Genomic DNA, 24,947 nt, shown 5'->3' with positions numbered 1-24,947 from the left:
GGCGGCGCCGCGCCCTTGCTCGCGCGCCTCGAAGACGCGCGATGGCACCCGTCGCTGGTGCTCGACGGCCTGGCACGCTGGGCGAGCGCATGACGTCGATCACGCGTCGCCATCACGTCGCGGCCTGCGCGCTGGCTAGAATCCGCGGATGCTGATGCGTGCGCTGCTGGTCCTGCTGCTCGTGCTCAACGTGGGCGTCGCCGCGTGGTGGGCGCTGCATGCGGATGTCGCGCCGACTTCGACGCCCGGGCTTTCCGCGGACGTTCCGGCGCTGCAGCTGGTTACCGCCGAGCGCGCAGCCCCCGTCGCTGCGCCGCGCGACCTGCGCTGCTACCGCTTCGGCCCGTTCAGCAGTCCCGCTGCGTTCGATGTCGCGCGTCGTGCCATCGCCTCGCAGGTCGAATGGACGGCGACCGCCGAGCAGCCGGTCGGCGTCCCGCGCGCCTGGCGCGTGGTCCTGCCACAGCCGGATCGCGCGACTGCCACCGCGACCGCGGCGCGAATCGGCGCCGCCGGATTCAGCGACTTCCTGGTGATGCCCGATGCCGGCGCGGATGCCAACGCCATCGCGCTCGGCCGATACCACAGCGAATCTGCGGCGCGCGAGCGTGCCGGTGCACTCGCAGCCGCGGGATTCGCCGCCAGTGCCGAGCCCGTCGGCGCGCATGTCGTGCAATGGCTCGATGTCGCCGCCAAGCCCGCCTTCTCGCCCGCCTCCGCCGCGCTCGGCCTGACCGGCGCGCCGCTCGACTGCGCCGGCGTGCGGCGCGACGGGCGCTACACTATTCCCGCGCCGGCTTAGCTCAGTTGGTAGAGCAACTGATTTGTAATCAGTAGGTCGTGGGTTCGATTCCCTCAGCCGGCACCAGCGGAATCAACCGTTTAGAGCGTTACCGGCAGTCCCGCCGACGTCGCTCCCTAAAATTCTCCCTAAATTTCCGGCGAGCTTGCCGCCGGTACGACCGGCACGTCGAAGTCGTAGAGCTGGAACGCGGCTTCGGTGGCGTGGCCGCTCGCATCGCGCTTGTCGGCTTTCGTGCCAGGCGTGTCGGTGACGCCGCGGCGCTTCAATCCGTGCAGGCTGAAACGCTCAGCAGGCGTAATGACGCCGGCCTCGAGCGCGGCCGCGATCATGCGCTGCCACGCGGTGTCGAATCCCGACTTCGTGAGGCGATCGCCGCGGCGCGACACGAACAGGTAGCGGTCTTCGGGGCGCAGCGGGAACGGCCGCCGCGCGGCTTCGAACGCCGCACGACGAATCGCCGCCGCTTCATCCCACACGGCACGCAGGCGCGGATCCCAGCGCGCGACGTTGTCGAGGCTGCCCTTCGTGCGTCGACAGTAGATGCCGTCCGCCTGCTCGCTGGCGTCGGTCAATAGCAGCGCTTCCTTGCCGCGCAGCCGGCAGCGGTAGGTCAGCTCCATCACGGGCGCGAGATATGCCGGCAGGCTTCCGGTCGCGCCGGGCGGCAGCGCGCCGCGCTCGCGCGCGAAGGCAAGAATCCGTGAGAACGCGGGGCGCCCGGGCAGCACGCGCCGCTGACGCTCTTTCGCTTCCTCGACGCCGCGCGCGGGATTCGTCGTGCACAAGCCGAAGCGGATGCCCCACGCGAACAGGCGGCGCAGGAAGCGCAATACGTGGTTCGCTTTCGATGGTGTCGCGGGGCGCGCGTCACCGGCGCCCGGGCGGCTCTCCGGCTTGCCCTTCGCCATGTCCTCCACGAGCCGCTGAATCAGCGGTACCGTCATGCGCGCGATCTGCAGCTCGCCGAACGTGAGGCCGAGCTTGGTTGGATAGGCCGCGAGAATGGCGGCGCACGCGCGGTAGTCCTGCTGCGTGCGCTCCGCCAGCTCCGCGAACTTCGTGCTCTTGAAGAACTCGCCCGCGAGGTAATTCAGCGTGCCGCGTGCCGCGCTGCCGGCGCGGGTCTCCGCGATCGCGTGGAGGTCCGATAGCCGCGCGGGGTGCTCGGCCAACCTGACCGGCATGCCGTTTATCGGAAAATTTCGCTCGCCATCTCAGCGCAGCCGTAGAACGTCACTTTTTGACATATGAGAATCAATGAGTTAGGCGAGCAGCGACCGTATGCCCGTCTGCGCCCCTGAATTGTGTCAACTTACGGCCTATTCCCGCGATCAATAGCTCGGCTACGCTGCGTCAAGCGCACGTCCGAACTGAACCCATTCCGACGGCAAGTGCTTGAAAGGGCTGGAAAGTGTTATTCCGGCACCATCTTCACGGTTGGGCACCGGATCCGTGTTGTAGGGTGCTTCTGCCAAGTCAAGTCTTGACAACCGCTGCCGACAACCTCTTCACAAGCACCGGTTGATGGACTAAAATGGGCGGCTGGATTGCGTGTACGTAAGTCTGGTTTGTATTAATTCCTAGGGTGGGTGACCGACATGAACGCTAAACAACGATTGCAGGCCATGCAGGCCACGCTTCGTGAGCGTGGCGTCGTCGACGTGAAGTTCTTCTTCAATAAGCAGCCGCACGCTTCTCTGACCAATGTCGCGAACGACGTTGCTGACGTGGTCGAGGCTATGCTCGAGAAGCGCTATAAGCCGTATGCTGGCGTTGGCGATTCTGTGCAAGGCGCTATTTGATTTTGAATAACTGATCATTTCTGACAACAAAAGGGCACCCCTCGGGGTGTCCTTTTCTTTGTGGGGTCTTATGCGATTTACGCTCGACGACTTGCTGTTCACCCTGGAGATCGCTGCTGAGTACTCAGCGACGTACGACCAGTACGTTCTCCAGGCCAACGGTCGGCCGAGAACCACAGATGACCTCGTGTGGGTCGCGACCCAGATCGCCGGCAAGAAGATCAACCTCTACCAGCTCGACCTCGATGTAAGTGCGCGCAACGTGGAGGCTGTCTGCTTCGCGAATCAGGACGGCTCATTTGATATCGGCATCCTCTCCGGCCTAACGGCTGAAGAGGAGCGCTTTGTCGTCTGCAAGGAAATCTTCCACGCGCTGCTCGACCGGGAGGAGTGCCGAAACATCAATCTCTTCGAGCACGTCGCTTCGACACTGGACGCGCAGGACGACTTGGCGGTTCCGACCCGGGCGGCGGCTGCCGAGGAGCTTGCGGTGATCGGCGCGCTGGAATTCATCTTCCCGTACTCCGCGCGCGAAGCCATCATGGCGGCCGCTGATGGCCGCATCGATGCAGAGCAGCTGGCCGAGCAGTATTCCATCCCGCGGCGACTGATCGACACGGTGTTCAACGACGACAGCATTGCGTTCTTCCGGCAGGTCATGCCGATGCTGGAACGTACGGGCGTCTAAATCTGCGAGACGGCGCTGGCGACAATGGCGCCATGCATCCACATCCCGAGCTCGTCTACAAGCGCACCGATAAGGCGATGACCTGCCAGTTTCGGGAGCAGCTCATCGCCGTCGCGGTTCGCTTAGATGACGGCTGGTGGGAGTTGCAGTCGATGGAGCAGGACGAGCCGACGTTACACGCCACATGGCAGGACGCCGTGCTCGAGCTGCGCCCCTGGGCGCGCCAATATGCGTGGTCGCAGACGACGCTGCACTAAGCCTCAGGCCTCCCTAAAACGCGGGGGTGTCGCCTTGCTACGTCAGACACTTACGCAGTCGCGCTCCCTAAATTGCAGGGCCTTCAAAGCCACGCCCTGCTAGGATCGTGTGCCTGATTTGTAATCAGTAGGTCGTGGGTTCGATTCCCTCAGCCGGCACCATCGAAGTCAACGACTCGCGGCGCGCGCGCGCATCGTATTTCCGGGTGCGTCGACGACGCGTGCCGCGATTGACGACCAGCGACGTAGCTCCACGACGGTCAACCTTGCGCGGCCGCCGGTCGTGCGGTCGCATTCCGACATGCGCCTCGCCTCGCGCAAGGCGGACGGTCCCGCGCGCCAGCGCGACCTCGCCTGCAGCAGCGGAACACGATATTCGTGGCGGCGCCCGGACGCAGCCGCTGCACCAAAGCGTTTGCTGCAGTCACCTGAATGCGCGGCGGACCGTCGTTACGTCGGGGCGCGACGTCGTACTCATCATGCGGCGCAACGCGAGCACCGTGCTGGCCAGGTAGATGAAGCTCGCGGGCACCCACATCAGCAGCCCGGCGATCTGCTGGTCGCCCACGCCCGCCGTCGCGGCGTAGTGCGCGTAGAGCGGGCGCGGCGCCAGGGTGATCAACGCCGCCATCAGGCCGCCCTGCAATCCGACGAGGCTGACCAGCACGATGGCCGCCGCGGGTGACAGGCGGCGATCACCGCTGGTGGCAACCGTGCGCCAGAAGAATCCGGATGTCACCAGGAATACCAGGTGCTCCGCCGTATGCACGGCGCGATGCTCGAGCGCCGCCTCGTACAGCGCAGGCGCATGCCACGCCCACAGCCCGACGGTGAACGCGAGCGCGGCGAGCCAAGGCGCGGCGCGACTGGTGCCGCCGCGTCGTCCGCCCGGCAGTGCGCCGGTGATGCGTCCGATGCCGCGGCGCCCGGTCATCGGCAGTGCGAACATCGCCACGTGATGCATGTTGGACATCGCGAACAGCGGCGCCGCCACCAGCATCAACAGGAGGTGTTGCGCCATGTGCCAGGCGAAGCTGTCGTCGGCGCGCGCGTCGAGCGGCGAGAACAGCGCGATCACCAGCGTCGCCTGCGCAAGCGCATAGGCGAGCGCGCGGCGCGGCGGCGCAATGCGCGAGCGCGCCGCGGCGCCCATGCGCGCGAGGCCGATGCACTGCAGGAGAAGGGAAACCAGCATCGCCGGGGCGATGTACGGATCGACCGACCACCCGCCACCGCCGACGTCCGCGCCATGCGCGGAGGCGACGCCGACCGCGAGCGCGGGCAGCGCCGCGCTCAGTGCACGGGCGGCAACCCGGGGCATCCGGCAAGCAACAGGCTGGCGAGCAGATCGAACACCACGGCTGAGCCGATGATCGCGTTGCCGACCACCGCACACAGCGCGATGAAGCGCGTGCGCCCTTCGCCCTGGCTCGGCGAATCTTTGGCTTTCTCGCCGCGCAGGCGTTGCCAGCTGCGCCACGCCAGCACGCTGCCGACGACCGTCGCCGCCAGCGCCATCAGGTTTACAGCCAACAGCGCCACGTGCGGCGCGCCGCCGGCAGTGCAACTCGTGCTTGCGATGCCGTAACTGAGCGACACCTGCGTCGTGAACGCCAGCGGCGCGAGTGCGATGGCCGCGAGCAGCGTCCACGGCGACACGCCCTCGCGCGAGGGTGCGGGATGTTCCACTGCCGACGTGATGCGGTCGAGTGTGCTCATGCGAGCCTCGGGCTCAGGTAGATGGTGGCGAACACGAACAGCCACACGGCGTCGACGAAGTGCCAGTACAGCGTCGTCAGCGCGCGGTACTGGCTGTGCTCCGTTCGCAGCCGGCCCCCGAAGCTCCACGCCAGCATCATCAGCAGGCCGAGCAGCCCGACGGCGACGTGCGCGAGGTGCGTGCCCGTCAGCAGGAAATAGATCGAGCTGTAGCTGTCGGTGTCGAACGCGAAGGGCTGTTCCTTCCACTCGCGCAGTTCGAGCAGCATGAAGGCCGCGCCCATCAGGACCGCAAGCACCACGCCCAGACGCGCGGCCCCGGTGCGGCCACGGTTGCCCACGCGCTTGGCCCATTCGAGCACGATGCTCGAGCCGACCAGCAGCACTGTGGCCGGGAGGGCCAGCCGCAGCGATCGCGGGCCGTCGTGCAGCCAGCGCACGTTCTGGCTCGCCAGGTAGCCGTACGAAAAGATCAGGTAAGCGAACAGGATGCCTTCGGTGCCGATGACGCACATCAGGCCCCACCACGCGGTGCCGGTGCGACCCTGGCCCTGTACGGGGAGCGTGTCGTCGAGGGTGCGGACTTCACTCATAGATGCGTACCCGTTCCTCGTCGCGCACGGTCGCGTGCGGGCTGAACCATGCGACCAGCACTGCTGCCGCGGCCAGCCCCGCCAGCGCGTCCAGCCAACGCCAGCTGCACAGCAGGCCGACGAACAGCGCGAACAACGCGACGGACAGCAGCGCGGGCAGCAGCGTCGGCCCCGGCATCTTCAGGATCACGTCCGGTTGCGCGTCAAGCGGCGTGACGCCCAGCGTCTCCTTGCCGTCGTCGAGTGCGAATCCCGTGGTCAGCAGGCTGCGATCGCCCTCCGGATCCTCGTCGATGCGCGCTTCCCATAGAGGATGCCGGGAGGCCACGAGCGGCAGGACGGCGAAGTTGTAGACCGGCGGCGGCGACGCGGTCGACCACTCGAGCGTGGGCGCGTCCCACGGATTCGGCCCGGCAATGCGACCGCGCAGCGCGCCGTGCACGACGCCGATGAGGAACATCAGCACGCCGGCCGCGAACAGGAAGGCGCCGATGCTGACGACGAGATTGGCGGCGCCGAAGCCCAGGCCGTGCGAATACGTCCATACGCGTCGCGGCATCCCTGCAAGCCCAAGCCAGTGCATCGGCAGGAACGCGAGGTTGAAGCCGATGAACATCACGCCGAAGGTCCAACGTCCGAGCCGCTCGTCCATCATCCGGCCGGTGAACTTGGGGAACCAGTGGTAGATCGCGCCGATCACCGGGAACACGTTGATGCCCAGCAGCACGTAATGCAGGTGCGCGACGATGAAGTACGTATCGGTGAGCTGCCAGTCCAGCGCCAGGCTTGCCGTCATCACGCCGGACACGCCGCCGATCACGAACAGCAGCACGAAGCCGACGAAGAACAGGAACGGCGTCGTAAGCCGCGCGCGGCCGGTGTAGATCGTCGCGATCCAGGCGAACACGCCGATCGCGCTGGGAATCGCGATGACGAAGCTGGCCGCGGAAAAGAAACTCAGCGCGAGCGGCGGCACGCCGGTGGCGAACATGTGGTGCAGCCACACGCCGAAGCCGATCACCATTGTTGCCACCGTCGACATCGCCACCGGCGTGTAACCCACCAGCGGTCGCCGGCAATGCACGGGCAGCGCGTCGGACACCAGGCCCATGGCCGGCAGCACGAGCGCGTAGACCCACGGGTGGCCGAACATCCAGAACAGGTGCTGCCACAGCAGCGGCTGCCCGCCGCCGCCGATGTCGAAGAAATGCGTGCCGTGGTGGCGGTCGAGCCACAGCATCAGGCACGCCAGGCTCACCGCTGGCACCGCGAGCAGGTTGGCGACCGACGCGGTGATCGTGCCCCACACCAGGATCGGCAACCGGTTCACCGACATGCCGGGCGCGCGCATGCGCAGCAACGTGACCACGAAGTTCGCCGAGCCGACGGTGGTGGACAGGCCGAGGAAGATCAGGCCGAGCGCGTAGACGTCGAGGTTCGGTCCCGGCGAATACGGCTTGAGGCTCTGCGGCACGTAACTGAACCAGCCATCGTTCGGCGCGGCGCCGATGAAGAAGCTCATGTACAGGAACAGGCCGGCCGCGAGGAACAGCCAGTAGCTCAGTGCGTTGAGCCGCGGAAACGCCATGTCGCGGCTGCCGAGCAGCAGCGGCCACAGATAGTTCGAGAACCCCGACAGCACCGGCAGCGCGTACAGGAAGATCATGGTGACGCCGTGCATCGAGAACAGCTGGCTGTACTGCTCGGGATTGAGCACGCGCGCTTCCGGCGAGGCCAGCTGGATGCGCATCACCAACGCCTCGACGCCCCCGAGCAGCAGGAACACGAACGCGGTGACGATGTAACGCAGGCCGATGGCCTTGTGATCGACCGTGGCGAACCACGCGCGCAGGCCTTCTCCTTCGCCCCACAACGCCTCCAGCCGCGTCGCGAGCTCGGGCGGGCTGGCCGATGCCGGCTCGCGGGGATCGACCGCAGTCACCGGTACAGCACTCATCGCAGGGTCCCCAGGTAGTCGACGACGGCGGCGCGATCCACGTCGGCCAATGGCACCTCGGGCATCTGCGCGCCCGGCTTCACCTGTTGCGTGTGCGCGACCCACGTCATGCGTGCGGTCGGCGTGTTCGGCAGCATGCCGGCCGCGAGCGTCAGCCGTCCGGCGACGTGCGTGAGGTCGGGGCCGACGATGCCGCCGGCGCCCGTACCACGCACGGTGTGGCACGCCGCGCAGGCCTGCCCGAAAACCTGCGCGCCGCGATTGATCGACGGCAACGCCGGCTGCCGCTCAAGCGCCAGCCACGTGTCGAACTGCGCCTTCGGCAGGGCACGCACGCGGATACCCATCTTCCCGTGTTCCACCCCGCAGTATTCCGCGCACTGGCCGACGTAGACGCCGGCGCGATCGGCCTGGAACCACGAGTTGTTCCACTGGCCCGGCACCAGGTCCATTTTCGGTCCCAGCTTCGGCACCCAGAAATCATGGATGACGTCGGCCGAGGTCATGCGCAGGCGCACCGGCTGGCCGACCGGAACAACGAGTTCGTTCGCGGTGGTGACGATGTCCGATGCGCGATCGCCGTGGTAGCGGAGTTCCCACCACCACTGGTGGCCGATCACCTCGACGTCGACCGCCGGCGCGGCGGGTGGCGTGGCCACGGCACGCGTCGCGAGCAGCGACCACACCGTCATCGCCAGCAGCACCGGCACCGAAAGCCCGACGCCCCAGTAGATCCACGGCATGCCGTTGCGACCTGGCGTCACCGCGTCGCCGTCGTTGCGTTGCTCGCGGATGCCACGCCGCACCGACACGATGAGCAGGACGGCGATGATCGCGACCACCGCAGTGCAGATCGCCGTGAAGCCCTGCGCCAGCGCCTGGATCGGCATCTGCGCGGGCCCGGCGGCGCCGTGCATGTAGTCCATCGGCGTCGATTCGCGCGCGCACCCGGCGCACGCAAGCATCAGCAGGGCGACCGGGCCGGGTCGGCGCCTCATTGGTCGGCGCTCGCCTCGCCGCCCCGGCTCGGTGCCTTCGACGTGCCGTTCTCCGACGTCTCGCCGCGGTAGTCGCCGTGCATGGCCGCGACCGCCTGCTGCGGCGGGATGCCGCCACCCAGCGAATGCACGTAGGCGGTCATTTCCCATATCAGTTCCGGCGACAACGCGCGGCCCCAGGCGGGCATCCCCTTGGGGCGCCCCGCTGCGATGGAGTCGTAGATCTGCGCCGGCGCGCCGCCGTAGCGCCAGCCGAGGTCGGTAAGGTCGGGCCCCATCGCGCCCTTCGCTTCCATGCCGTGGCAGTAGGCGCAGTTCATCTGGCGGAACAGGCGCTTGCCGTCGGCGACCACCGCGGGGCCTTCGCCCAGCGGGTTCTCCATGCCGAGCAACGAGCCATCCGCGCGCCCGCCCGCGACGTCACCCAGCGGAATCCCGACCGGCGCAGGCGGGGACGCCATTGGCATCGGCACGGGTCCGACAGCGCCGCCCGCGAGGGGCGCGTTGCGCGTCGACGTGATCCAGCCTGCCGCGGCGGCGCCGATGGCCGCGGACGCGAGCATGCCGAGCACCGCGGCTCCGGTCTTCATGGCTGCGCTGCCTTCGGCGTCGAGACGTCCGCACCGTCGATGGAAAATACGTAGAGCGTCGACCCGCGAGGCGGATAGCCTTCGCGATCGGACTGCACGCCGGCCGCGCCGCCGACACCGCTGGCGATCGCGATGTACTGGCGGCCGTCGGGCCCGAGATAGCTCATGGGCTGGCCCACGATCCCGGACGACAGCTTCTGCTGCCACAGCACCTTGCCGTTGCGTGCATCGACGGCGCGGAACCAGCCATCCGTCGTGCCGTAGAAGACGATGTCGCCCGCAGTGGCCAGCGCGCCGGACATCACCATGAATTTCTCCGGGATCGACCACACGCGCTTGCCGGCCACCGGATCCCAGGCGATGAACGCGCCCCAGTCGCCGTCCTTGCCGTCGGCCGAGTAGCGCTTCATCTCCATGCCGTCGTACGGCGTGCCCGCGATGTAGCTGACCTTGTGGTCGGTCAGGTCCATGCAGATGTTGAAGATGCCCACGTACATCAGCCCCGTGCGCGGCGAGAACGCCGGCGGCTGCCAGTCCTTCTGGCCGATATCGGGCGGGCACACGCGCTCGAGCTTCTGCTCGGGCTTGGGCTGCATTTTCGGGTCGACGATCGGGCGACCGGTGCGGTAGTCGAACCCGGTCGACCAGTTCTGGTAGGCGAACGTGTCGGCCTTCAGTACTTCGCCGGTCTCGCGGTCGAGCACGTAGGCGTACGTGTTGCGATCGAAGTGCACGAGTGTCTTGCGCATGCGCCCGCCGATGGGCAGGTCGAGCAGCACCATCTCGTTGACGCCGTCGTAGTCCCACTGGTCATGCGGCGTGAACTGGTAGGCCCACACGGCTTCGCCGGTATCGGCATCGCGCGCGAACACGGCGGACGACCACAGGTTCTCGCCGGGGCGCTGCGCGGGGACGCGCGGCCCCGGGTTCGACGTGCCGTAGTAGATGAGGTTGGTCGACGGGTCATAGGAAATGAACCCCCACACCGCGCCCGCGCCCTGCATCGCCATGCCGGCCGGCCAGGTGTGCACGCCCAGGTCCTTTCCGCGGTATTGCGGGTAGAAGGGCTTGAAGCGCGGACCGATTTTGACGAGTTCGTCGGTGCCCACCGAATACGCGCGCCACAGCTCCTTGCCGGTCTGCAGGTCGAGCGCCGCGACCCAGCCGGACACGCCGAGTTCGCCGCCGGAATTGCCGACGAACACCTTGCCGTTGGCGACGAACGCCGGCATCGTCATCGTGACGCCCTTGGCCACGTCGGCCATGCGCGTGCGCCAGAGTTCCTTGCCGGTCTTCGCGTCGACTGCGACCACGTGCGCGTCGAGCAGGTTGTAGACGATCTTGCCGTCCGCGTAGGACCAGCCGCGCAGTACCGGGTCGCAGCAGGCTTTGCCGATCGCCATCGGCGACGTCTTCGGGTCGAACGACCACTTCACGTGCGCGCCGGGCTGGCTCAGGTCGAGCGCGTACGCCTTGTCCGGGAACGGCGACACCGTGTACATCGTGTCGCCCGCCACCAGCGGGGCACCTTCGTGGCCGTACAGCGCGCCGTCGGAAAAGCTCCACGCGACTTTCAGTCGGCCGACATTGCTGGCGTTGATCTGCGCGAGTGGGCTGTAGTGCGTGCCGGCGAGGTCGCGGCCCGGCAAATGCCATTCACCCGGAGGCGTCGAGTCGGGAGAGGCCGCGTGACCCCGGTCGGTGGCCGGCGCCGCGGATGCGCGCGTCGCTGCTGGGGTCCGCACTGCGGAAGCGGTCTGCGCGTTACGGTCGCAGCCATCGAGGCCCACCACGCTTGCCATAACCATGACGGCCGCAAGGCGCGCCCCCCGCCACCCGACCGCCCTGGACATCATGCAAAAGGCCCCTCACGCATGAACTACGAGGGAACGTAGGGGCCTTTGCGTGGTCGGAGTGTGAGCGATTCAGATTGAGCGGCTGTAACGCGGGCGCGTATCGCATGCGTTGTCTTTGCCGGACGCGCGCAGACGAAAGCGCATTTGTCGCGCTCGAAAACCACTACGGAACAGCGCTCGGGTTGGGCAATTGATGGCCCTTGTCCGCCACGTTCGGGTGGCGACGTCTTGATCATCCGCGCGCAACCGCATGGCAACGGCGTTCGCGCCCACCGGGAGGCGCGGCAAGGGAGCCGTCCCGGCCCATCGCCGTCCGTGGAGCAACGCGGCCGCTCGTCATTTTCCGCACCAAAGCCGTCCGGCCCGCCTCGAAGATCGCCCCACTTTCCGAGGAGACCGCCATGAACGCTTTCGCACCCGCCCGCCGCCGCACGCTTTCGCTGCTCGCCGTTGCCTGTCTCGCCGCCGCCGGCCACGCTTCGGCCACCGAACATTTCCAGGACCTGACGATCGACGTCGTTGGCAAGGGCCGCCCGGTTCTCATGATCCCAGGGCTCAACAGCGGTGCGGACACGTGGCGCGACACCTGCGCCGCACTGCAGAAGGATCATGTGCAGTGCCACATCGTGAACCTGCCTGGTTTCGCGGGTGTTGCGGCCTCGGCGACCGGGCAGGCCGCGTTCCTCGATGCGATGCGTGACCGCCTGCTCGCGTACGCGAAGGCGCGCCACCTCAGGCACCCGGTCGTGATCGGCCACAGCCTTGGCGGCGACCTCGCGCTGGAAATGGCGATCGCGGCCCCCGACGCGGTGGGCCCGCTGGTGATCGTCGACTCGCTGCCGTTCTTCCCCGCCGCGGGCAATCCGGCGGCGACCGTGGAGAGCACGCGCCCGATGGCCGATGGCATGCGCACGCAGATGCGCGCATCCGACGAGGCGACCTACCTCAAGGGTGCGGAAGCGTCGGTCGCGAACATGGCGCACGATCCGGCACGCGTCGAAACGCTGAAGCAATGGGGCCACAGCAGCGACCGCAACACGACGTCGGAGGCCATGTACGAACTGATGACCACCGACCTTCGCCCGCAACTTGCCGGCATCAAGTCGCCGACGCTGGTGCTCGGCAGCTGGGCGGCCTACAAGCCGTACGGCTCGACCAAGGAATCGACCGCGAACATCTTTCGGAGCCAGTACGCCGGCCTGGATGGGGTGCGTATCGAGATGAGCGAGGCCGGCTACCATTTCCTGATGTGGGACGACCCGACCTGGCTGCAGACGAACATCCGCGACTTCCTCGCTTCGCATCCGCAGGCGAAGTGAGCTGATGGAACGCTCGAGCGCCCGTCGTTTCTGGATCGCAAACGCCCTTGTCTGGACGCTGTATGTCGGCGTTTCGATCGGGCTGGGCGGGGCGTTCGGCGGCGCGTCGTCGGGCCTCGTCCTGATCAGCGCGGCGCTCGGCTTCTTCCTGTGGATCGGCAGCGGCGTGCTGCGCATGCTGGCGATCCGCCGGGGCTGGTTCGGGCTCGGCGGCCGCGCGCTCACGCTGCGCCTGGTCGCCGGCATCGCCATCGTCGGGGCGATCACGCAGGCGGGCATCGCCGCGATCCTGGTGCCGGCGCTACGCCTGCGCTGGGTCGCGCTGCCCGGCGGTGGCACGCCCTACGGCTGGGGTCCGGTAACCGGCTACTGGATCAATACCTGCGTGGTCCTGGGCGTATGGACCGCCGCGTGGGTGGGGCGTCGCGCCCTTCGGCGCGCGCGCGACAGCGAGATCATCGCGCTTCGCGCCGAGTCCGAACGCGGCAGGCTGGAACTCGAGGCGCTGCGCGCGCGCCTGAACCCGCACTTCGTCTTCAATGCACTCAACAACGTGCGCGCGCTGATCCTGGAGGACCCCGATCGCGCGCGCGAACTGGTGACGCGACTATCCGCCACCCTGCGCCATGCGCTCGAGCACAGCCAGCGCGAATGGACCACGCTGCGCGAAGAGCTGGCTGTCGTCGACGACTACCTCGCCGTCGAAGCAGTGCATTACGAGCAGCGCCTGCGCACGCACATGGACGTGGACCCCGCCGTGCTCGACGCACGCCTGCCACCGATGGCGCTGCAGCTGCTGGTTGAGAATGCGATCAAGCACGGCATCGCCCGCACCGCGGGTGGCGGGTTGCTATCGGTGCGGGCCGGACGCGCGGGCGACGCGTTGACGATCGACGTGGTGAACCCCGGCCGGCTCGACGCGTCGACGTCCGGCACCGGCGTCGGCCTTGCGTTCCTGCGCAACCGCTTGCGCGACTGCGGCGGCCGCTTCAGCCTGGAAGAGCGCGGCGACGGCGTGCACGCCCACCTGGAGATCCCGCGATGACGCCGTTACGAATCCTGATCGTCGACGACAGCCGCCTTGCGCGCCAGGAAATGCGCACGTTGCTTGGCGAAGTCGGCGGCGTCGAATGTGTCGGCGAAGCCGACGACGTTCCCGCGGCGCGCGAGGCCATCGGCCGGCTGTCGCCGGACGTGGTGTTGCTCGACATCCAGATGCCGTCCGGCACCGGGTTCGACGTGCTCGACGGCCTCGATCCCGCGCCGCAGGTGATATTCACCACTGCCTACGACCAGTACGCCGTTCGCGGCTTCGAGGCCAACGCGCTCGACTACCTGCTCAAACCGGTGCAGGGCGATCGCCTTGCCGCTGCGCTCGGCAAGGCGCGCGACCTGCGCGCGTCCTCGCGTCCCGATTCGCGCGGAACGCTGCGGGCCGACGACCAGGTCTTCCTGCGGGACGGTGATCGCTGCTGGTTCGTGCAGCTTGGCCACGTGAGTCGCATCGAGGTCGATGGCAACTACGCGACGGTGCATTTCCGCGACCAGCGCGCAATGCTCGGCCGCAGCCTGGCCACGCTCGAATCGCGGCTCGATCCTGCGCTGTTCTTCCGCGCGAACCGCAACACGCTGGTGAACCTGCGGCTGGTGCAGGGCATCGACCTATCGGTCGGCGACGGCTATACGCTCACCATGAAGGACGGCGCGGAAGTCGAAGTCTCGCGACGGCAGGCGCGGGAGCTGCGCGAGCGCCTGGCCCTTTAGCCACGCGCGGCGGCGGTCGCCGGACGTCGGGCACGTTCCCGCCGACACGAAGGAAAGCCCGCCCGCGTCGCGCTCACCTTCGCATCCTGCGCGCGAACGCCAGAGCCGGATGCTCATCACAGAACGCATCGCACCGCCGTCACGGGCTGGTCGTTTTCCCGGTACGGTCGTTGCACGGGTCCGAGGGGCTCCCTAAGGTCGACGCATGAACGTGAAGGTGCTTCGGAGAACCCCGGCTCCGCGTCCGGCCATCGCCGCAGAGGCGATGGCGTGGACGCTGCTCTACGTGCTCGGCATCTGGTACGCCGACGTGTTCGTGGTCGGGCCGTCACAGATCACGCTGTTCTGGCCGGCCGCCGGCATCGCGTTCGCCCTGGTCGTCAGCCGCGGCCTGGGCTGGGCGGCAATCACCTCGATCGCGGTGCTGATCAGCCACGCCACCTTCGCGCAGGTGCCCGTCGCCTTCGTTCCCTTTTCGGTGATGAGCAACCTGCTGGGATCCCTTGCCGGCGCCTATGTCGTGCGTGCCGGCCGGGTGCAGGGAGCCGACACCGCGATCGGCGCGTTCGTGATCACCGGCGGCGCGGTTGCGATGGCGGCGGTGTCCGCGGGCGTCGGCGCGGTCGGGTTGTATGTCGCCGACATGGTGCCGCCCTCGGCACTGCCCGGCGCGTACGCGAAGTGGGCGCTCGGCGACCTGCTGGGCATCGCCTGCATCGCGCCGACGTTGCTGCTGCTCACGCAGGGCCGCAGCGCGCATGCCGATGCACCGCCCACCGAGCACTACGCCCGCGGTGTCGAGAAAACCGCATGGGCTGCCGCGTTTGCCGCGGCCTATGGGTTCGTCTACTGGGTCGGCCTGCAGAACAGCGGTTACGCGCTGGGCATGGTCGCCGTTCCGCTCGCGCTGCTTCTGTGGAGTGCCCTTCGCTTCCAGCCGTTGTGGACCGCAGCGGGCGCCATGGTCTCGGTGTTCGTGATCGCCACGCTGCTCGGGCTCGGGTTGGCGGCGTTCCAGCCGCCGCAAAGCCTGCTCGACGTTCTCCTGCTCCTCGGATTCCTCAACCTGTTCGCGACCGTGCCGTTGCTTCTCGCCGGTTCGATCAACGACCAGCGCGTCGCGGCGCGGCGGGCCCTGCGGCAGATGGCCGAATCGGCGCTGCAGCAGCAAGCCGAACTCGAGCGCCTGGTGACCGAGCGCACGCAGCAGCTCGACGAAGCCAACCGCCAGCTCGAGCATGCGAGCCAGACCGATGCGCTCACCGGCCTGCGTAATCGTCGTTACGTCGCGCGCCAGCTTCCGCTTGACCTGGCCTTCTACGGGCGGGAGGCCGGCAACGCGCACACGCCGCCGCACGCGCTGTTCTTCGCGCTGGTCGACATCGACCATTTCAAGGCGATCAACGACACGCGCGGGCACAAGGCCGGCGACGAAGTCCTGCAACAATTTGCTGGCCTGCTGACGGGCTTGATCCGCTCCAGCGATTACGCGGTCCGTTGGGGCGGGGAAGAGTTCCTGCTGGTGCTACGCCCCATGCCCGCCGAACACGTCGCCACGCTCGGCGAGCGCATCTGCCGCACGATCGCCACGCATCCGTTCGTGCTCTCCGACGGCAGCGTCATCTCCATCAGCTGCTCGGTGGGCTTCGCCGAACAGGCATTCGAAGCAGGCGAGTCCGCGCTTTCGTGGGAGAACCTGGTCGAGTTGGCCGACGCCTCGCTTTACTGGGTCAAGCAGAACGGCCGCAACGGTTGGGCCGTACTGCGGCCGCAGGCCGGACATAACCTGGCCGGGTTGGCGCGCGATGCACGCCAGGGCGCGCAGGCGCTGATTGCGTCGGGAAGCGCGCGCGTGAACAGCCATCGCGACGACGTGGGTGCGCATCCCCGCGCGGACGCGTTGGTCTAGCGACGCAACCTTGGCGTGCTCAGCGCGATCACTACGTCGTCGACGGCGGGCGTCGCGCCCCGCAAACCAGACACCGATGCGATCCGCTGTCGTCACGTTCGACGCGTATCGCCCTGTGATCGGCGCAAACACGCGCCCCACTGCAAGATTCCCGCATCCGGCCGCCCGGTCGCGGATCGCCCCGACTAGAGACTCCTTGATGTATCTGCGCTCATTTTTCGGTGAAATTCACGAGCCTAGCCCGTGCGCGACCTGCTCCGATGAAAACGTTCTCGACTTCGAAGTGCGCATGGCGTTCCAGCCGATCCTCGATGCCGGCACGCGGGAGATCTATGCGTACGAGGCGCTGGTTCGCGGTGCCGATGGCGAAGGCGCCGGTGCCGTAATCGGGCGTGTGCGCGAAAACCAGATGTATCGCTTCGACCAGACGTGCCGGGTCAAGGCCATCGACACGGCTGCGCGCCTCGGCATGCAGCAGCGCCTGTCGATCAACTTCATCCCGAATGCCGTCTATAACCCGGCAACCTGCATTCGCCTCACGCTCGAGGCGGCGAAGCGGTGCGGCTTCGACAGCAGCAAGCTGATCTTCGAAGTCACCGAAACCGAGAAGATCCGCAATACGGCGCACGTGGTGAACATCATCCGCGACTACCAGCACCGCGGCTTCCTGACCGCCATCGACGACTTCGGCAGCGGTTACGCCGGGCTGTCGCTGCTTGCCGAGTTCCAGCCGGACGTGGTCAAGCTCGACATGGGGCTGATCCGCGGTATCGATCAGGACCGCGTGCGCCAGGCCATCACCGGCGGGATCCTGTCGACGTGCGCCGCGCTCGGCTGCCGCGTACTGGCTGAAGGCGTCGAGACCGCGGGTGAATACCATCAGCTTCGCAGCATGGGTGTCGGGCTGTTCCAGGGCTATCTGTTCGCGCGCCCCGAGATCGAATCGCTGCCGACCGTTCCGGCGTCGCTGTGGGACGCGATCGAATCCGCCGCCTGAGCGAGCCGCCGGCTTCACCCCAGGGACGTCAGCCGGTCTCGCACCGGCTCACCCGATCCAGCAGCGCTTGGGCGTCCGGAGGTTTGACGGCGCTCCTCGGCGCGCGATTTTTGAGCATGCGTGACTACCGTCGCGAGTCGCCCGCCGGCTGTAAGTCCGCGCAAGCGGGCCGCCCTGCGACCCATGTATCGTGTCTCCAGGCGTCGGCGTGTGCAGGGCGAGGGGACGCGCTCCGAGGCCGGCGCAGACGAACCCATGTCGAACGCGTACCGGATGCCTGCCGCGCGTAACGCTTCCAACGTGCGACGCAGCGCGGCAGCGGGCAGCGCCACCGACTTCACCCATCAGGTAACCAAGGGGCGGAAATGACACCGTTATTCGAAAACGGCCTGCGCTTGACCTGGCTCGTCGTGCTTGGCTTCTGGGTGTGGTCCGCACGGTCGGCCAAGGGCGTCGCGACGCAGGAGCCGTTGATCGCGCGCATGGCGTTCTACTGGCTGCCACTGCTCGCGGCGGCGCTGCTGCTGGGTCCCGGGCCGTGGTTCGGTCACTCGCTGTTGCGCGAGCAGTTCGTGCCGCACACGACGCTGGTTTACGCGGTGGGGCTCGCACTCGCGGTCGGCGGCGCCGTGCTGTGCATCTATTCGCGCGTGCTGCTCGGTCGCAACTGGAGCGCGACCGTCCAGCTCAAGCACGACCACGAGCTGATCCAGGGCGGCCCGTACCGGTTGATCCGCCATCCGATCTATACCGGTTTCCTGTTGCTGTTCCTCGGCAACGCCGTGATGGTCGGCGACTGGCGCGGCCTGCTCGCGGTCGCGATCGTCTTCGTCTCGTTCTGGCGAAAGCTGCGCCTGGAAGAGAAGTGGTTGGGACAGCACTTCGGCCCGGCCTACCAGACGTATCGCGATCACACCAAGGCGTTGATACCCGCCGTGTTCTGACGTGCGCGTGCGTCGTAACGCGGGATCGAAGTGCAATGCTCGTCGGCCGCGCGCTGCCGCTCCGACTTCAACGCGCGTGCACGGGCGTTCGTCTCTGCGTGCAGCTGATGCGTTTGTCGCTGCAGCTGTCCGCAGCGCAGCGTGACAGCAGCCGGGCAGCCCAGGTTGGTGGTCATCACCAATCGCTGCCGATGGCTCACGTCTGCCGTTCTGCGCCAGCTCGCGCGGTGCAGTAACGAATTCCGCTGGCACGCGTCACGGACGGGTGAAGCAACGTAGCTTGACGGATCCGTTCCCGAGGCGGCTAATGCTGGTTCGCCGCGACGACACGCAGGTCTAGCCATTCAAACGCATGAACAGCGCCGGTGGGGTGCAGCGGCATGGAAGATCACCAGGTGGTAGCCGGGCCCGATTCGGCCGACCGGACTGATCTAGTCGCCTTCATGCAGGGCGGTGGCCGAATGGGCGAACTCATGCGCGGTCGCGACTGGTCGCAAAGCGAGTTGGGGCCGGCCGAGCATTGGCCCGTGGCGCTCAAGTCCGCGATCAGCGGCGTGCTCAACTCCGGCACGGCGATGCACATCGCCTGGGGTGACCGGCTGCTGCAGTTTTATAACGACGCCTACGCACCCGTTCTGACCGCCGGCAAGCATCCGGCGGCGCTCGGCCGCAGCGTCGGCGAAAGCTTCGCCGAGATCTGGGACTTCATCGAGCCGCTGTTCGACCGGGTCCGTCTCAGCGGCAAGCCGGTGGCGATGGAAAACGCGCGCCTGATGATGTTGCGCGACCGCGTGTTGAGGGAGTCGTTCTTCAGCTTTTCGTATAGCCCCCTCAAGTCGCTGACGGGCGAGGTCTGCGGCGTGACCTCGGTATGCTGGGAGACCACGGCAGCGGTGATCACCGAGCGCCGCGAGCGGGGCCTGCACGAGCTCAACGAACGGCTGGCCGCGGCAACGGGAATCGCCGAGGTGCGTGAGGCCGTAGAGCGCCTCGTGGACGGCAATCGCGGCGACCTGCCGTTCGTGCTCTGGTACGAGCGCGACGAAGCGCAGAAGCTGTTCCGCCTGGTCCAGGCCTGCGGGTTGTCGCCACATGCGCCGCTGGTCCGCGAGCTGGTCTCGACGACGAGTCGCTCGAAGCTCGCGCGGGCGCTGGATGCACGAGTGCCGGCTGCACGCCAACTGCCCCTGCCAGCGCAGGTCAACGCGTCGTTGCTCGACGCGCCTGCCGACACGGTGGTCGACAGCATCGCCGTCGAGCCGCTGTGCTACGTCGACTACTCGACGCCGGACGCGTATCTGGTGTTTGCCCAGAGCGCCGGGCGCCCCTTCAACGGCGCGTCCAGGAATTTCCACGAAAGCATCTGCGGCGCCGTGGTGCGCGCGGTGCGGCGGATCAGTGCGATCGAGATGGAGCGACGCGAAGGCCTGCGTCGGTTCGACGCGGTGACCGGCGTCGTGCCGTCGCTGGTGTGGATGACCGACGCGGACGGCAATTGCGCCTTCGTGAGCAAGCGCTGGCTCGATTTCACCGGCCGCACGGTCGAGGACTCGCTTGGCGAGGGCTGGATGGCAGGGTTGCATCCGGACGACGTTTCCGTTGCCGCCGAGGCACGTCGCGTGGCGGCCGAGACGCTCGCGCCACTCGACGTGACGTACCGCTTCAGGCGCGCCGACGGCCAGTACCGCTGGATGGCGCACCAGGGCCTGCCGCGTTACGACGAGTGCGGCAAGTTCGTCGGCATGGTCGGCAGCTCGCTGGATATCACCGAGCGCAAGGCGCTGGAGGACGAGTTGCTGCAGCTGGCCGCGCAGGACCCGCTCACGGGTTTGCCGAACCGCCGACGCTTCCGGGACTACCTGCTGCAGGTGTGCGAAATCGCGGGCCGCGATACGAGGCCGGCCGCGCTCGTCTTCATCGATCTCGACCATTTCAAGACGGTCAATGATTCGCTCACGCATGAAGCTGGCGACGTGGTGCTGCAGGAAGTGTCGGCACGGCTGACCGACGTGGTGGGCAGCGCGGGCCTGATCGCGCGCCTCGGTGGCGACGAGTTCGCGATCGTGCTTCCGGATCATTCGGCCGAAGAAGCCGACGCAGTCGCGCAGCGCGTTGCAGTCTCCGTGGCGCTGCCGTTCTTCGTGCATTCGATGGAAGTGTTCCTTACCGCCAGCATCGGCGTTGCGATGACGCCTGCCGACGCGGCCGGCGCGGACGAGCTGATCAGCTGCGCCGACCTCGCGATGTACGAGGTCAAGCGCCGCGGTCGCAACGGCATCTCGCGGTTTGTTCCGCAGCTGCGCGCGGCTCCGGCGTCGATGCTTTCACTGCGCGGCCGCATGTCGCGCGGGCTGGAACGCGACGAATTCTTCACGCTGTTCCAGCCGATCGCGTCCGTGCGGGAGCGGCGCATCGTCGGCGCCGAGTCGTTGCTGCGGTGGCGCTCGTCGACCGGCGAGATGATCACCCCGGCCGTATTTATTCCGGCGGCCGAGGAGAGCGGCCTGATCGTGCCGTTGAGCGAGCGCATGATGACCCTCGCGTTCGCGGAGGCCGCGAGCTGGCATCGCGAGGGTCGTTCGCTGCTGATGTCGGTCAACCTGTCGGCACGGCAGCTGCGTGAGCCTGACATCTGCCAGCGCATCCTCGCGATCGCCGCCGAACAGGGCGTCTCGCCGGGGATGGTGCAGCTGGAGATCACCGAGTCGGTGCTGATGGAACGCGTGGAGCAGTCCGAGCGCCAGCTGCTGCAGCTCAAGGAAATGGGGTTCCGCATCGCGCTGGACGACTTCGGCACGGGTTACTCGAGCCTCGCTTACCTCAAGAACTTCCCGATCGACTCGATCAAGATCGACGGCTCGTTCATCCGTGGTCTGAGCAGGAACGTCCGCGACGCGGCGATCGTGCGCACGATCATCAACATGTCGCGCGACCTTGGCATCTCGACGGTCGCCGAGGGCGTGGAAACGGCAGCCGAACTGGAGAGCATCGCCGCGCTCGGCTGCGACTTCTACCAGGGCTACCTGCTGGCGCGCCCGATTCCCGGCGAGCAGTTGGCGCAGTTGCTGGACTAGTGATGCCACGCGCCGCGAAGCGCGCACGCCGGTGAAGCGCGCCACGGACCGGCAGGGTGGCACCGACCGGGCGCCCTGCGAGCGCCGCTGCTGATGTAGTGTGCGCTCGGTAGGGACGCAATCTTCGGGGATGGAATGGCGCAAGTGACGCCCGCCATGCACGTTGGCGAGCCATCGATGAGCAGGGGGCTGCCGCGCATCGCGGCTGCGTCGCTTGGGTATGCGGTTGCCGGGTTGCTTACCGTCGCGCTGGTCCGGCTCAGTGGCGGCACCGTCGCCGTCTGGATCGCGAACGCATTGCTGATCGCCTACGCGATCCGCCGGCCGTCGGCGTCGATCATCGGCCTCGCGGCGATCGCCTTCCTCGGCACGTTGCTGATGGGCCTGATACCAGGCGTGGGCCTTCGCGCCGTGCTGCTGTCGGCGGTTTCGAATGCGATCGAAGTCGCGCTGATCGGCGCGCTCCTGGATCGTTTGAAGTTGCGTGGACCCGGCATGCCCGACGGCCGCCGCCTGCTGACGGGCTTCGGCGCGTCGGTCGCGATGGCGCCGGCGATCGCCGCCGCATTCGACGCCACCCTGTCTGGCGTCGGCTTCCAGTGGGGCGAGCAGTTCGCGCGCTGGTTCGTGGCCGATGCATTCGGCATGTTCGTGGTGCTGCCGGCCGCCTGGGCGTACACGGCCGCGGCGCGGCGCGACATGCTGCACGGCCGGCGTGGCATGGAATTCATGGCGTGCGCGGTTGCGGTGGTCGCGGTGGCATGCGTGACCCGCGCCCAGCTTCACCATCCGTACGCCGTGCTGACGCTGCCTTTGCTCGTGGTTGCGACGCAGGGCGGTGTTCTCGCCACCGCGACCTGCAACGCGCTGGCGATCGCGAGCGTGCTGGTGATCGCGATCCTGCAGCAACGGGGCGTGCTGGGGTTTCCGGGCGGGTCTGCCGACGCGCCGGTGAACCATGCGTGGTTCCAGGCGTGCCTGGCGACCGTCGGCCCGCTACTGGTCGCCGTGGTCACCGGCGATCGCGACCGCGAGCGCGCGCACTCGTTGCAGGCGGGCGAGCGCTTGCAGGTGATCGCCGACAACCTTCCCGCCTACGTGGCCGAGTTCGGGCCCGATCTGCGCTATCGCTTCGCGAATCTCAAATACCTGATGTGGCTCGGCAAGACGCCCGATTCGCTGATCGGGCGCACGCCCGCCGACGCGCTCGGCCATGAAGCCGCCGATCGCCTGCGCCCGCACATGGAACGCGCGCTCGCGGGCGAGCCGCAGCGCTTCGAATTCCAGTTGCACGACCAGCGCCTCGACGTGTTCTACGAGCCGATGCCGCAGTCGGGCGGTTTCGTGCTGATGGCGCACGACGTCACCTGGCGTCACGACGCCGAGCGCCGCTTCCAGCACCTGCTCGAATCGGCGCCGGACGCGATGCTGCTGCTCGATCCCGGCACGCGTTGCATCCTGCTCGCCAACCGCCAGGCCGAACGCATGTTCGACTGCTCGCGCGCCACGCTCATCGATGCGCCCGTCGCGCGCTTCGTCGAGGGTTTCGACCGGCTCGACGCGGACGCATTGCTCGTGCATCTTGCGGCCCGCGCCGTGCGCGCCCACGGCGACGTGCTGGAGTTCACCGGCGTGCAGGGCAGCGGCATGCGGTTCCCGGTCGAGGTGGTACTGAGTGAACTGCGCGCCGGCGAGAAGGTGCAGCTGGTGGCTGCGATCCGCGATGTCTCGGCGCGGCGCCGCACGGAGCGCGCGCTGCAGGAGGAACGCGAACGCGCCCAGGTGACGCTCGACTCGATCGGCGACGCCGTGGTGACCTGCGACACGGCGCAGCGCGTGACGTCGGTGAATCCGATCGCCGAGGCGATGACGGGGCTTGCGCGGGCCGATGCGCTCGGCCAGCCGCTTTCGCGTGTCGTTCGGCTGCGTCAGGCCGACGGACTCGCCGCGAACAACCTGCCCCGCAGTGGCGCCGCGCTGCTGCAGGGCCACGAAGGCCAGGACCTGCACGTCGAATACGCGCATTCGCCGATCACCGATGGCGAAGGCCGCATCGTCGGCGGCGTGACCGTGCTGCGCGACGTGAGCGAGATGCGCGCGATGGCCGAGCGCATGTCGCACCTCGCGCAGCACGACTACCTGACCGGATTACCCAATCGGGTGTTGTTGCAGGACCGCCTTTCGCAGGCCATCCACCAGGTCGAGCACGGCGCACACGGTGCCGTGATGTTCCTCGACCTGGACTTCTTCAAGACGATCAACGATTCGCTCGGCCACCCGGTGGGCGACCGCGTGCTGCAGGAGATCTCGCGCCGGCTCGTCGAGGGCGTGCGGCCGGATGACACCGTGAGCCGGCAGGGCGGCGACGAGTTCGTGCTGCTGCTCACGCGCCTGACCGACCCGAGCGATGCGGCGCGCATTGCCGAGAAATTGATCGCGGCGATCGAAGCGCCGATCGAACTCGAGGGACGCACGCTGCACGTGTCCGCCACCATCGGCATCGCGCTGTTCCCGGAAGACGGGCAGGACATGCGCATGCTGACCAAGCAGGCCGATACCGCGCTCTATCACGCCAAGCAGTCCGGCCGCGGGCGCTACAGCTATTTCACCGCGGTGATGAGCGAGCGCGCGGACCAGCGCCTGCGGCTGGAGAGCGAACTGCGCACCGCGATCGCCGAGGGGCAGCTGTTCCTCGTCTACCAGCCCAAGATGCTGCTGCCGGAGCGGCAGTTGTCGGGCATGGAAGCGCTCGTGCGCTGGCGGCATCCCGATGGGCACGTGGTGACACCGCTCGATTTCATCCCGGTGGCCGAGGAAACCGGTCTCGTCGTCGCCATCGACGACTGGGTGCTGCGCGAGGCCTGCCGCCAGAACCGCGCCTGGATCGACGCGGGGCTGCCCGCGCTGCCGGTCGCGGTGAACCTCTCGCTCGCGCGCTTCGACCCGGCGCGCATCGTCAGCGGTCTCGCCCAAGCGCTCGGGAGCAGTGGCATGCCGGCCGAACTGCTCGAGGTGGAACTCACCGAGAGCCAGATGCTCACGCAGGGCGATCGCGCCGACCAGCTCATCCGCGGCATCCGCGCGCTCGGCGTGCGCGTCTCGGTCGACGACTTCGGTACCGGCTATTCCAGCCTCGGCTACCTCACGCGGCATCGATTCGACGCGATCAAGATCGACCGCTCCTTCGTGCACGGGCTGCCCGGGGACGCCGGACAGAAGGCCGTCGTGGAAGCGATCGTCGCTATGGGACGGGCGCTGGAGTACCGGGTGATCGGCGAGGGCGTGGAGACCGAGGCGCAGGCGCAGGCGCTGCTGATGCTGGGCTGCAACGAGATGCAGGGTTACCTGCTCGGCCGGCCGCTGCCGGCGTCGGCGATGGAGCAGTTGCTGCGCGACGCAGTCGCCTGAGCAGCACGTCTGGCCGGCGCATGCGGGTGCGGGGTCGCTCATCGGCGACGGCGGTCGCGCCCGGCTCCCGATTCGCCAAACCGGCGCCCGCGGGTCGCGCCGATACAATGCGACACCGGCCGGGCCTGCTGTGATCGGATTTCGCGGCGTCCGGGCGTGGAGTTCGCCATGGCCAAGTCCCCTTTCCCCGTCACCCTGATCGGCGCCCCCACCGACGTCGGCGCCGGCCACCGCGGTGCGCGCCTCGGAGAACGGAAGAGCGTCGGG

The 24,947-nt window shown here is 67.9% G+C and carries 21 protein-coding genes and 1 tRNA gene; 13 read left to right on the top strand and 9 right to left on the bottom strand.

Translation table 11 applies throughout. From position 1 onward, the window contains the following. Window positions 1–148: 148 nt before the first annotated feature. Together FW784_RS03925 and FW784_RS03920 are read left to right on the top strand one after the other, a co-directional pair. Window positions 149–802 (top strand): hypothetical protein, encoded by a 654-nt coding sequence (locus FW784_RS03925; RefSeq protein ID WP_149352059.1) that lies wholly within the window; start codon window positions 149–151, stop codon window positions 800–802. Further along, window positions 793–868 (top strand) — tRNA-Thr (locus FW784_RS03920). Before FW784_RS03925 ends, FW784_RS03920 begins: the two co-directional genes overlap by 10 nt. 62 nt (window positions 869–930) lie before the next feature. Here the strand turns inward: FW784_RS03920 and FW784_RS03915 are convergent. After that, on the bottom strand, window positions 931–1,989 hold the full coding sequence (locus FW784_RS03915; protein ID WP_149352058.1) for a site-specific integrase: 1,059 nt from the start codon (window positions 1,987–1,989) through the stop codon (window positions 931–933). A gap of 414 nt (window positions 1,990–2,403) precedes the next feature. On the opposite strand from FW784_RS03915, the gene FW784_RS03910 reads away from it, so the two are divergent. From FW784_RS03910 to FW784_RS03900, 3 genes are all read left to right on the top strand, one after another. Continuing rightward, complete coding sequence (locus FW784_RS03910; protein WP_149352057.1) at window positions 2,404–2,607, top strand: hypothetical protein; 204 nt, start codon at window positions 2,404–2,406, stop codon at window positions 2,605–2,607. 91 nt (window positions 2,608–2,698) lie between these two features. Beyond that, entirely contained in the window at window positions 2,699–3,295 is a 597-nt protein-coding gene (locus FW784_RS03905; protein ID WP_187770665.1) for an ImmA/IrrE family metallo-endopeptidase, read from the top strand. Window positions 3,296–3,327: 32 nt separating this feature from the next. After that, entirely contained in the window at window positions 3,328–3,552 is a 225-nt protein-coding gene (locus tag FW784_RS03900) for a hypothetical protein (RefSeq protein ID WP_149352055.1), read from the top strand. A 424-nt stretch (window positions 3,553–3,976) separates the two neighbouring features. Here the strand turns inward: FW784_RS03900 and FW784_RS03895 are convergent, their stop codons facing one another. Genes FW784_RS03895 through FW784_RS03865 form a run of 7 tightly spaced genes read right to left on the bottom strand, consistent with a single transcriptional unit; the run spans window position 3,977 to window position 11,211 of the window. Next, on the bottom strand, window positions 3,977–4,873 hold the full coding sequence (locus FW784_RS03895) for a cytochrome c oxidase assembly protein (RefSeq protein ID WP_149352054.1): 897 nt from the start codon (window positions 4,871–4,873) through the stop codon (window positions 3,977–3,979). Then, window positions 4,846–5,271: a hypothetical protein gene (locus FW784_RS03890; protein WP_149352053.1), complete on the bottom strand. Its 426-nt coding sequence runs from the start codon at window positions 5,269–5,271 to the stop codon at window positions 4,846–4,848. The genes FW784_RS03895 and FW784_RS03890 overlap by 28 nt, the downstream gene beginning before the upstream one ends. Continuing rightward, window positions 5,268–5,864: a cytochrome c oxidase subunit 3 gene (locus FW784_RS03885; RefSeq protein ID WP_149352052.1), complete on the bottom strand. Its 597-nt coding sequence runs from the start codon at window positions 5,862–5,864 to the stop codon at window positions 5,268–5,270. The genes FW784_RS03890 and FW784_RS03885 overlap by 4 nt, the downstream gene beginning before the upstream one ends. Next, entirely contained in the window at window positions 5,857–7,821 is a 1,965-nt protein-coding gene (ctaD, locus tag FW784_RS03880; RefSeq protein ID WP_149352051.1) for a cytochrome c oxidase subunit I, read from the bottom strand. The genes FW784_RS03885 and ctaD overlap by 8 nt, the downstream gene beginning before the upstream one ends. Next, a complete protein-coding gene (gene coxB, locus FW784_RS03875) occupies window positions 7,818–8,819 on the bottom strand; it encodes a cytochrome c oxidase subunit II (protein ID WP_187770664.1) in 1,002 nt (333 codons plus the stop codon). Before coxB ends, ctaD begins: the two co-directional genes overlap by 4 nt. Then, complete coding sequence (locus tag FW784_RS03870) at window positions 8,816–9,409, bottom strand: c-type cytochrome (protein WP_149352049.1); 594 nt, start codon at window positions 9,407–9,409, stop codon at window positions 8,816–8,818. Before FW784_RS03870 ends, coxB begins: the two co-directional genes overlap by 4 nt. Beyond that, window positions 9,406–11,211 (bottom strand): PQQ-dependent dehydrogenase, methanol/ethanol family, encoded by a 1,806-nt coding sequence (locus FW784_RS03865; protein ID WP_149352060.1) that lies wholly within the window; start codon window positions 11,209–11,211, stop codon window positions 9,406–9,408. Before FW784_RS03865 ends, FW784_RS03870 begins: the two co-directional genes overlap by 4 nt. Window positions 11,212–11,666: 455 nt before the next feature. On the opposite strand from FW784_RS03865, the gene FW784_RS03860 reads away from it, so the two are divergent. The 6 genes from FW784_RS03860 (at window position 11,667) to FW784_RS03835 (ending at window position 18,198) form a co-directional block, all read left to right on the top strand. Next, window positions 11,667–12,584, top strand: a complete 918-nt coding sequence (locus FW784_RS03860) for an alpha/beta fold hydrolase (protein WP_149352048.1) — start codon at window positions 11,667–11,669, stop codon at window positions 12,582–12,584. A gap of 4 nt (window positions 12,585–12,588) precedes the next feature. After that, window positions 12,589–13,629 (top strand): sensor histidine kinase, encoded by a 1,041-nt coding sequence (locus tag FW784_RS03855; RefSeq protein WP_235893564.1) that lies wholly within the window; start codon window positions 12,589–12,591, stop codon window positions 13,627–13,629. Beyond that, window positions 13,626–14,348, top strand: coding sequence for a LytR/AlgR family response regulator transcription factor (locus FW784_RS03850; protein WP_149352046.1), 723 nt, complete (start codon window positions 13,626–13,628; stop codon window positions 14,346–14,348). Before FW784_RS03855 ends, FW784_RS03850 begins: the two co-directional genes overlap by 4 nt. A 205-nt stretch (window positions 14,349–14,553) precedes the next feature. Then, window positions 14,554–16,257, top strand: coding sequence for a sensor domain-containing diguanylate cyclase (locus FW784_RS03845; RefSeq protein WP_149352045.1), 1,704 nt, complete (start codon window positions 14,554–14,556; stop codon window positions 16,255–16,257). 199 nt (window positions 16,258–16,456) lie between these two features. Beyond that, complete coding sequence (locus FW784_RS03840) at window positions 16,457–17,254, top strand: EAL domain-containing protein (protein WP_149352044.1); 798 nt, start codon at window positions 16,457–16,459, stop codon at window positions 17,252–17,254. A 365-nt stretch (window positions 17,255–17,619) separates the two neighbouring features. Then, complete coding sequence (locus FW784_RS03835) at window positions 17,620–18,198, top strand: methyltransferase family protein (RefSeq protein WP_149352043.1); 579 nt, start codon at window positions 17,620–17,622, stop codon at window positions 18,196–18,198. On the opposite strand, the gene FW784_RS03830 is transcribed toward FW784_RS03835, so the two are convergent. Next, complete coding sequence (locus tag FW784_RS03830) at window positions 18,165–18,374, bottom strand: hypothetical protein (RefSeq protein WP_149352042.1); 210 nt, start codon at window positions 18,372–18,374, stop codon at window positions 18,165–18,167. The genes FW784_RS03835 and FW784_RS03830 overlap by 34 nt on opposite strands. 204 nt (window positions 18,375–18,578) lie before the next feature. On the opposite strand from FW784_RS03830, the gene FW784_RS03825 reads away from it, so the two are divergent. Further along, on the top strand, window positions 18,579–21,272 hold the full coding sequence (locus tag FW784_RS03825) for a putative bifunctional diguanylate cyclase/phosphodiesterase (protein ID WP_149352041.1): 2,694 nt from the start codon (window positions 18,579–18,581) through the stop codon (window positions 21,270–21,272). A gap of 177 nt (window positions 21,273–21,449) precedes the next feature. Further along, window positions 21,450–24,680 carry an EAL domain-containing protein gene (locus tag FW784_RS03820; RefSeq protein WP_187770663.1) on the top strand — a complete coding sequence of 1,077 codons (3,231 nt, stop codon included), beginning with the start codon at window positions 21,450–21,452 and terminating at the stop codon, window positions 24,678–24,680. Window positions 24,681–24,947 lie beyond the last annotated feature (267 nt).

This window comes from Cognatilysobacter lacus (genome assembly GCF_008274655.1).
Taxonomy (GTDB): domain Bacteria; phylum Pseudomonadota; class Gammaproteobacteria; order Xanthomonadales; family Xanthomonadaceae; genus Cognatilysobacter; species Cognatilysobacter lacus.
Note: the sequence above shows the minus strand (reverse complement) of the source record. Positions and strands in the feature narration are given on the sequence as shown.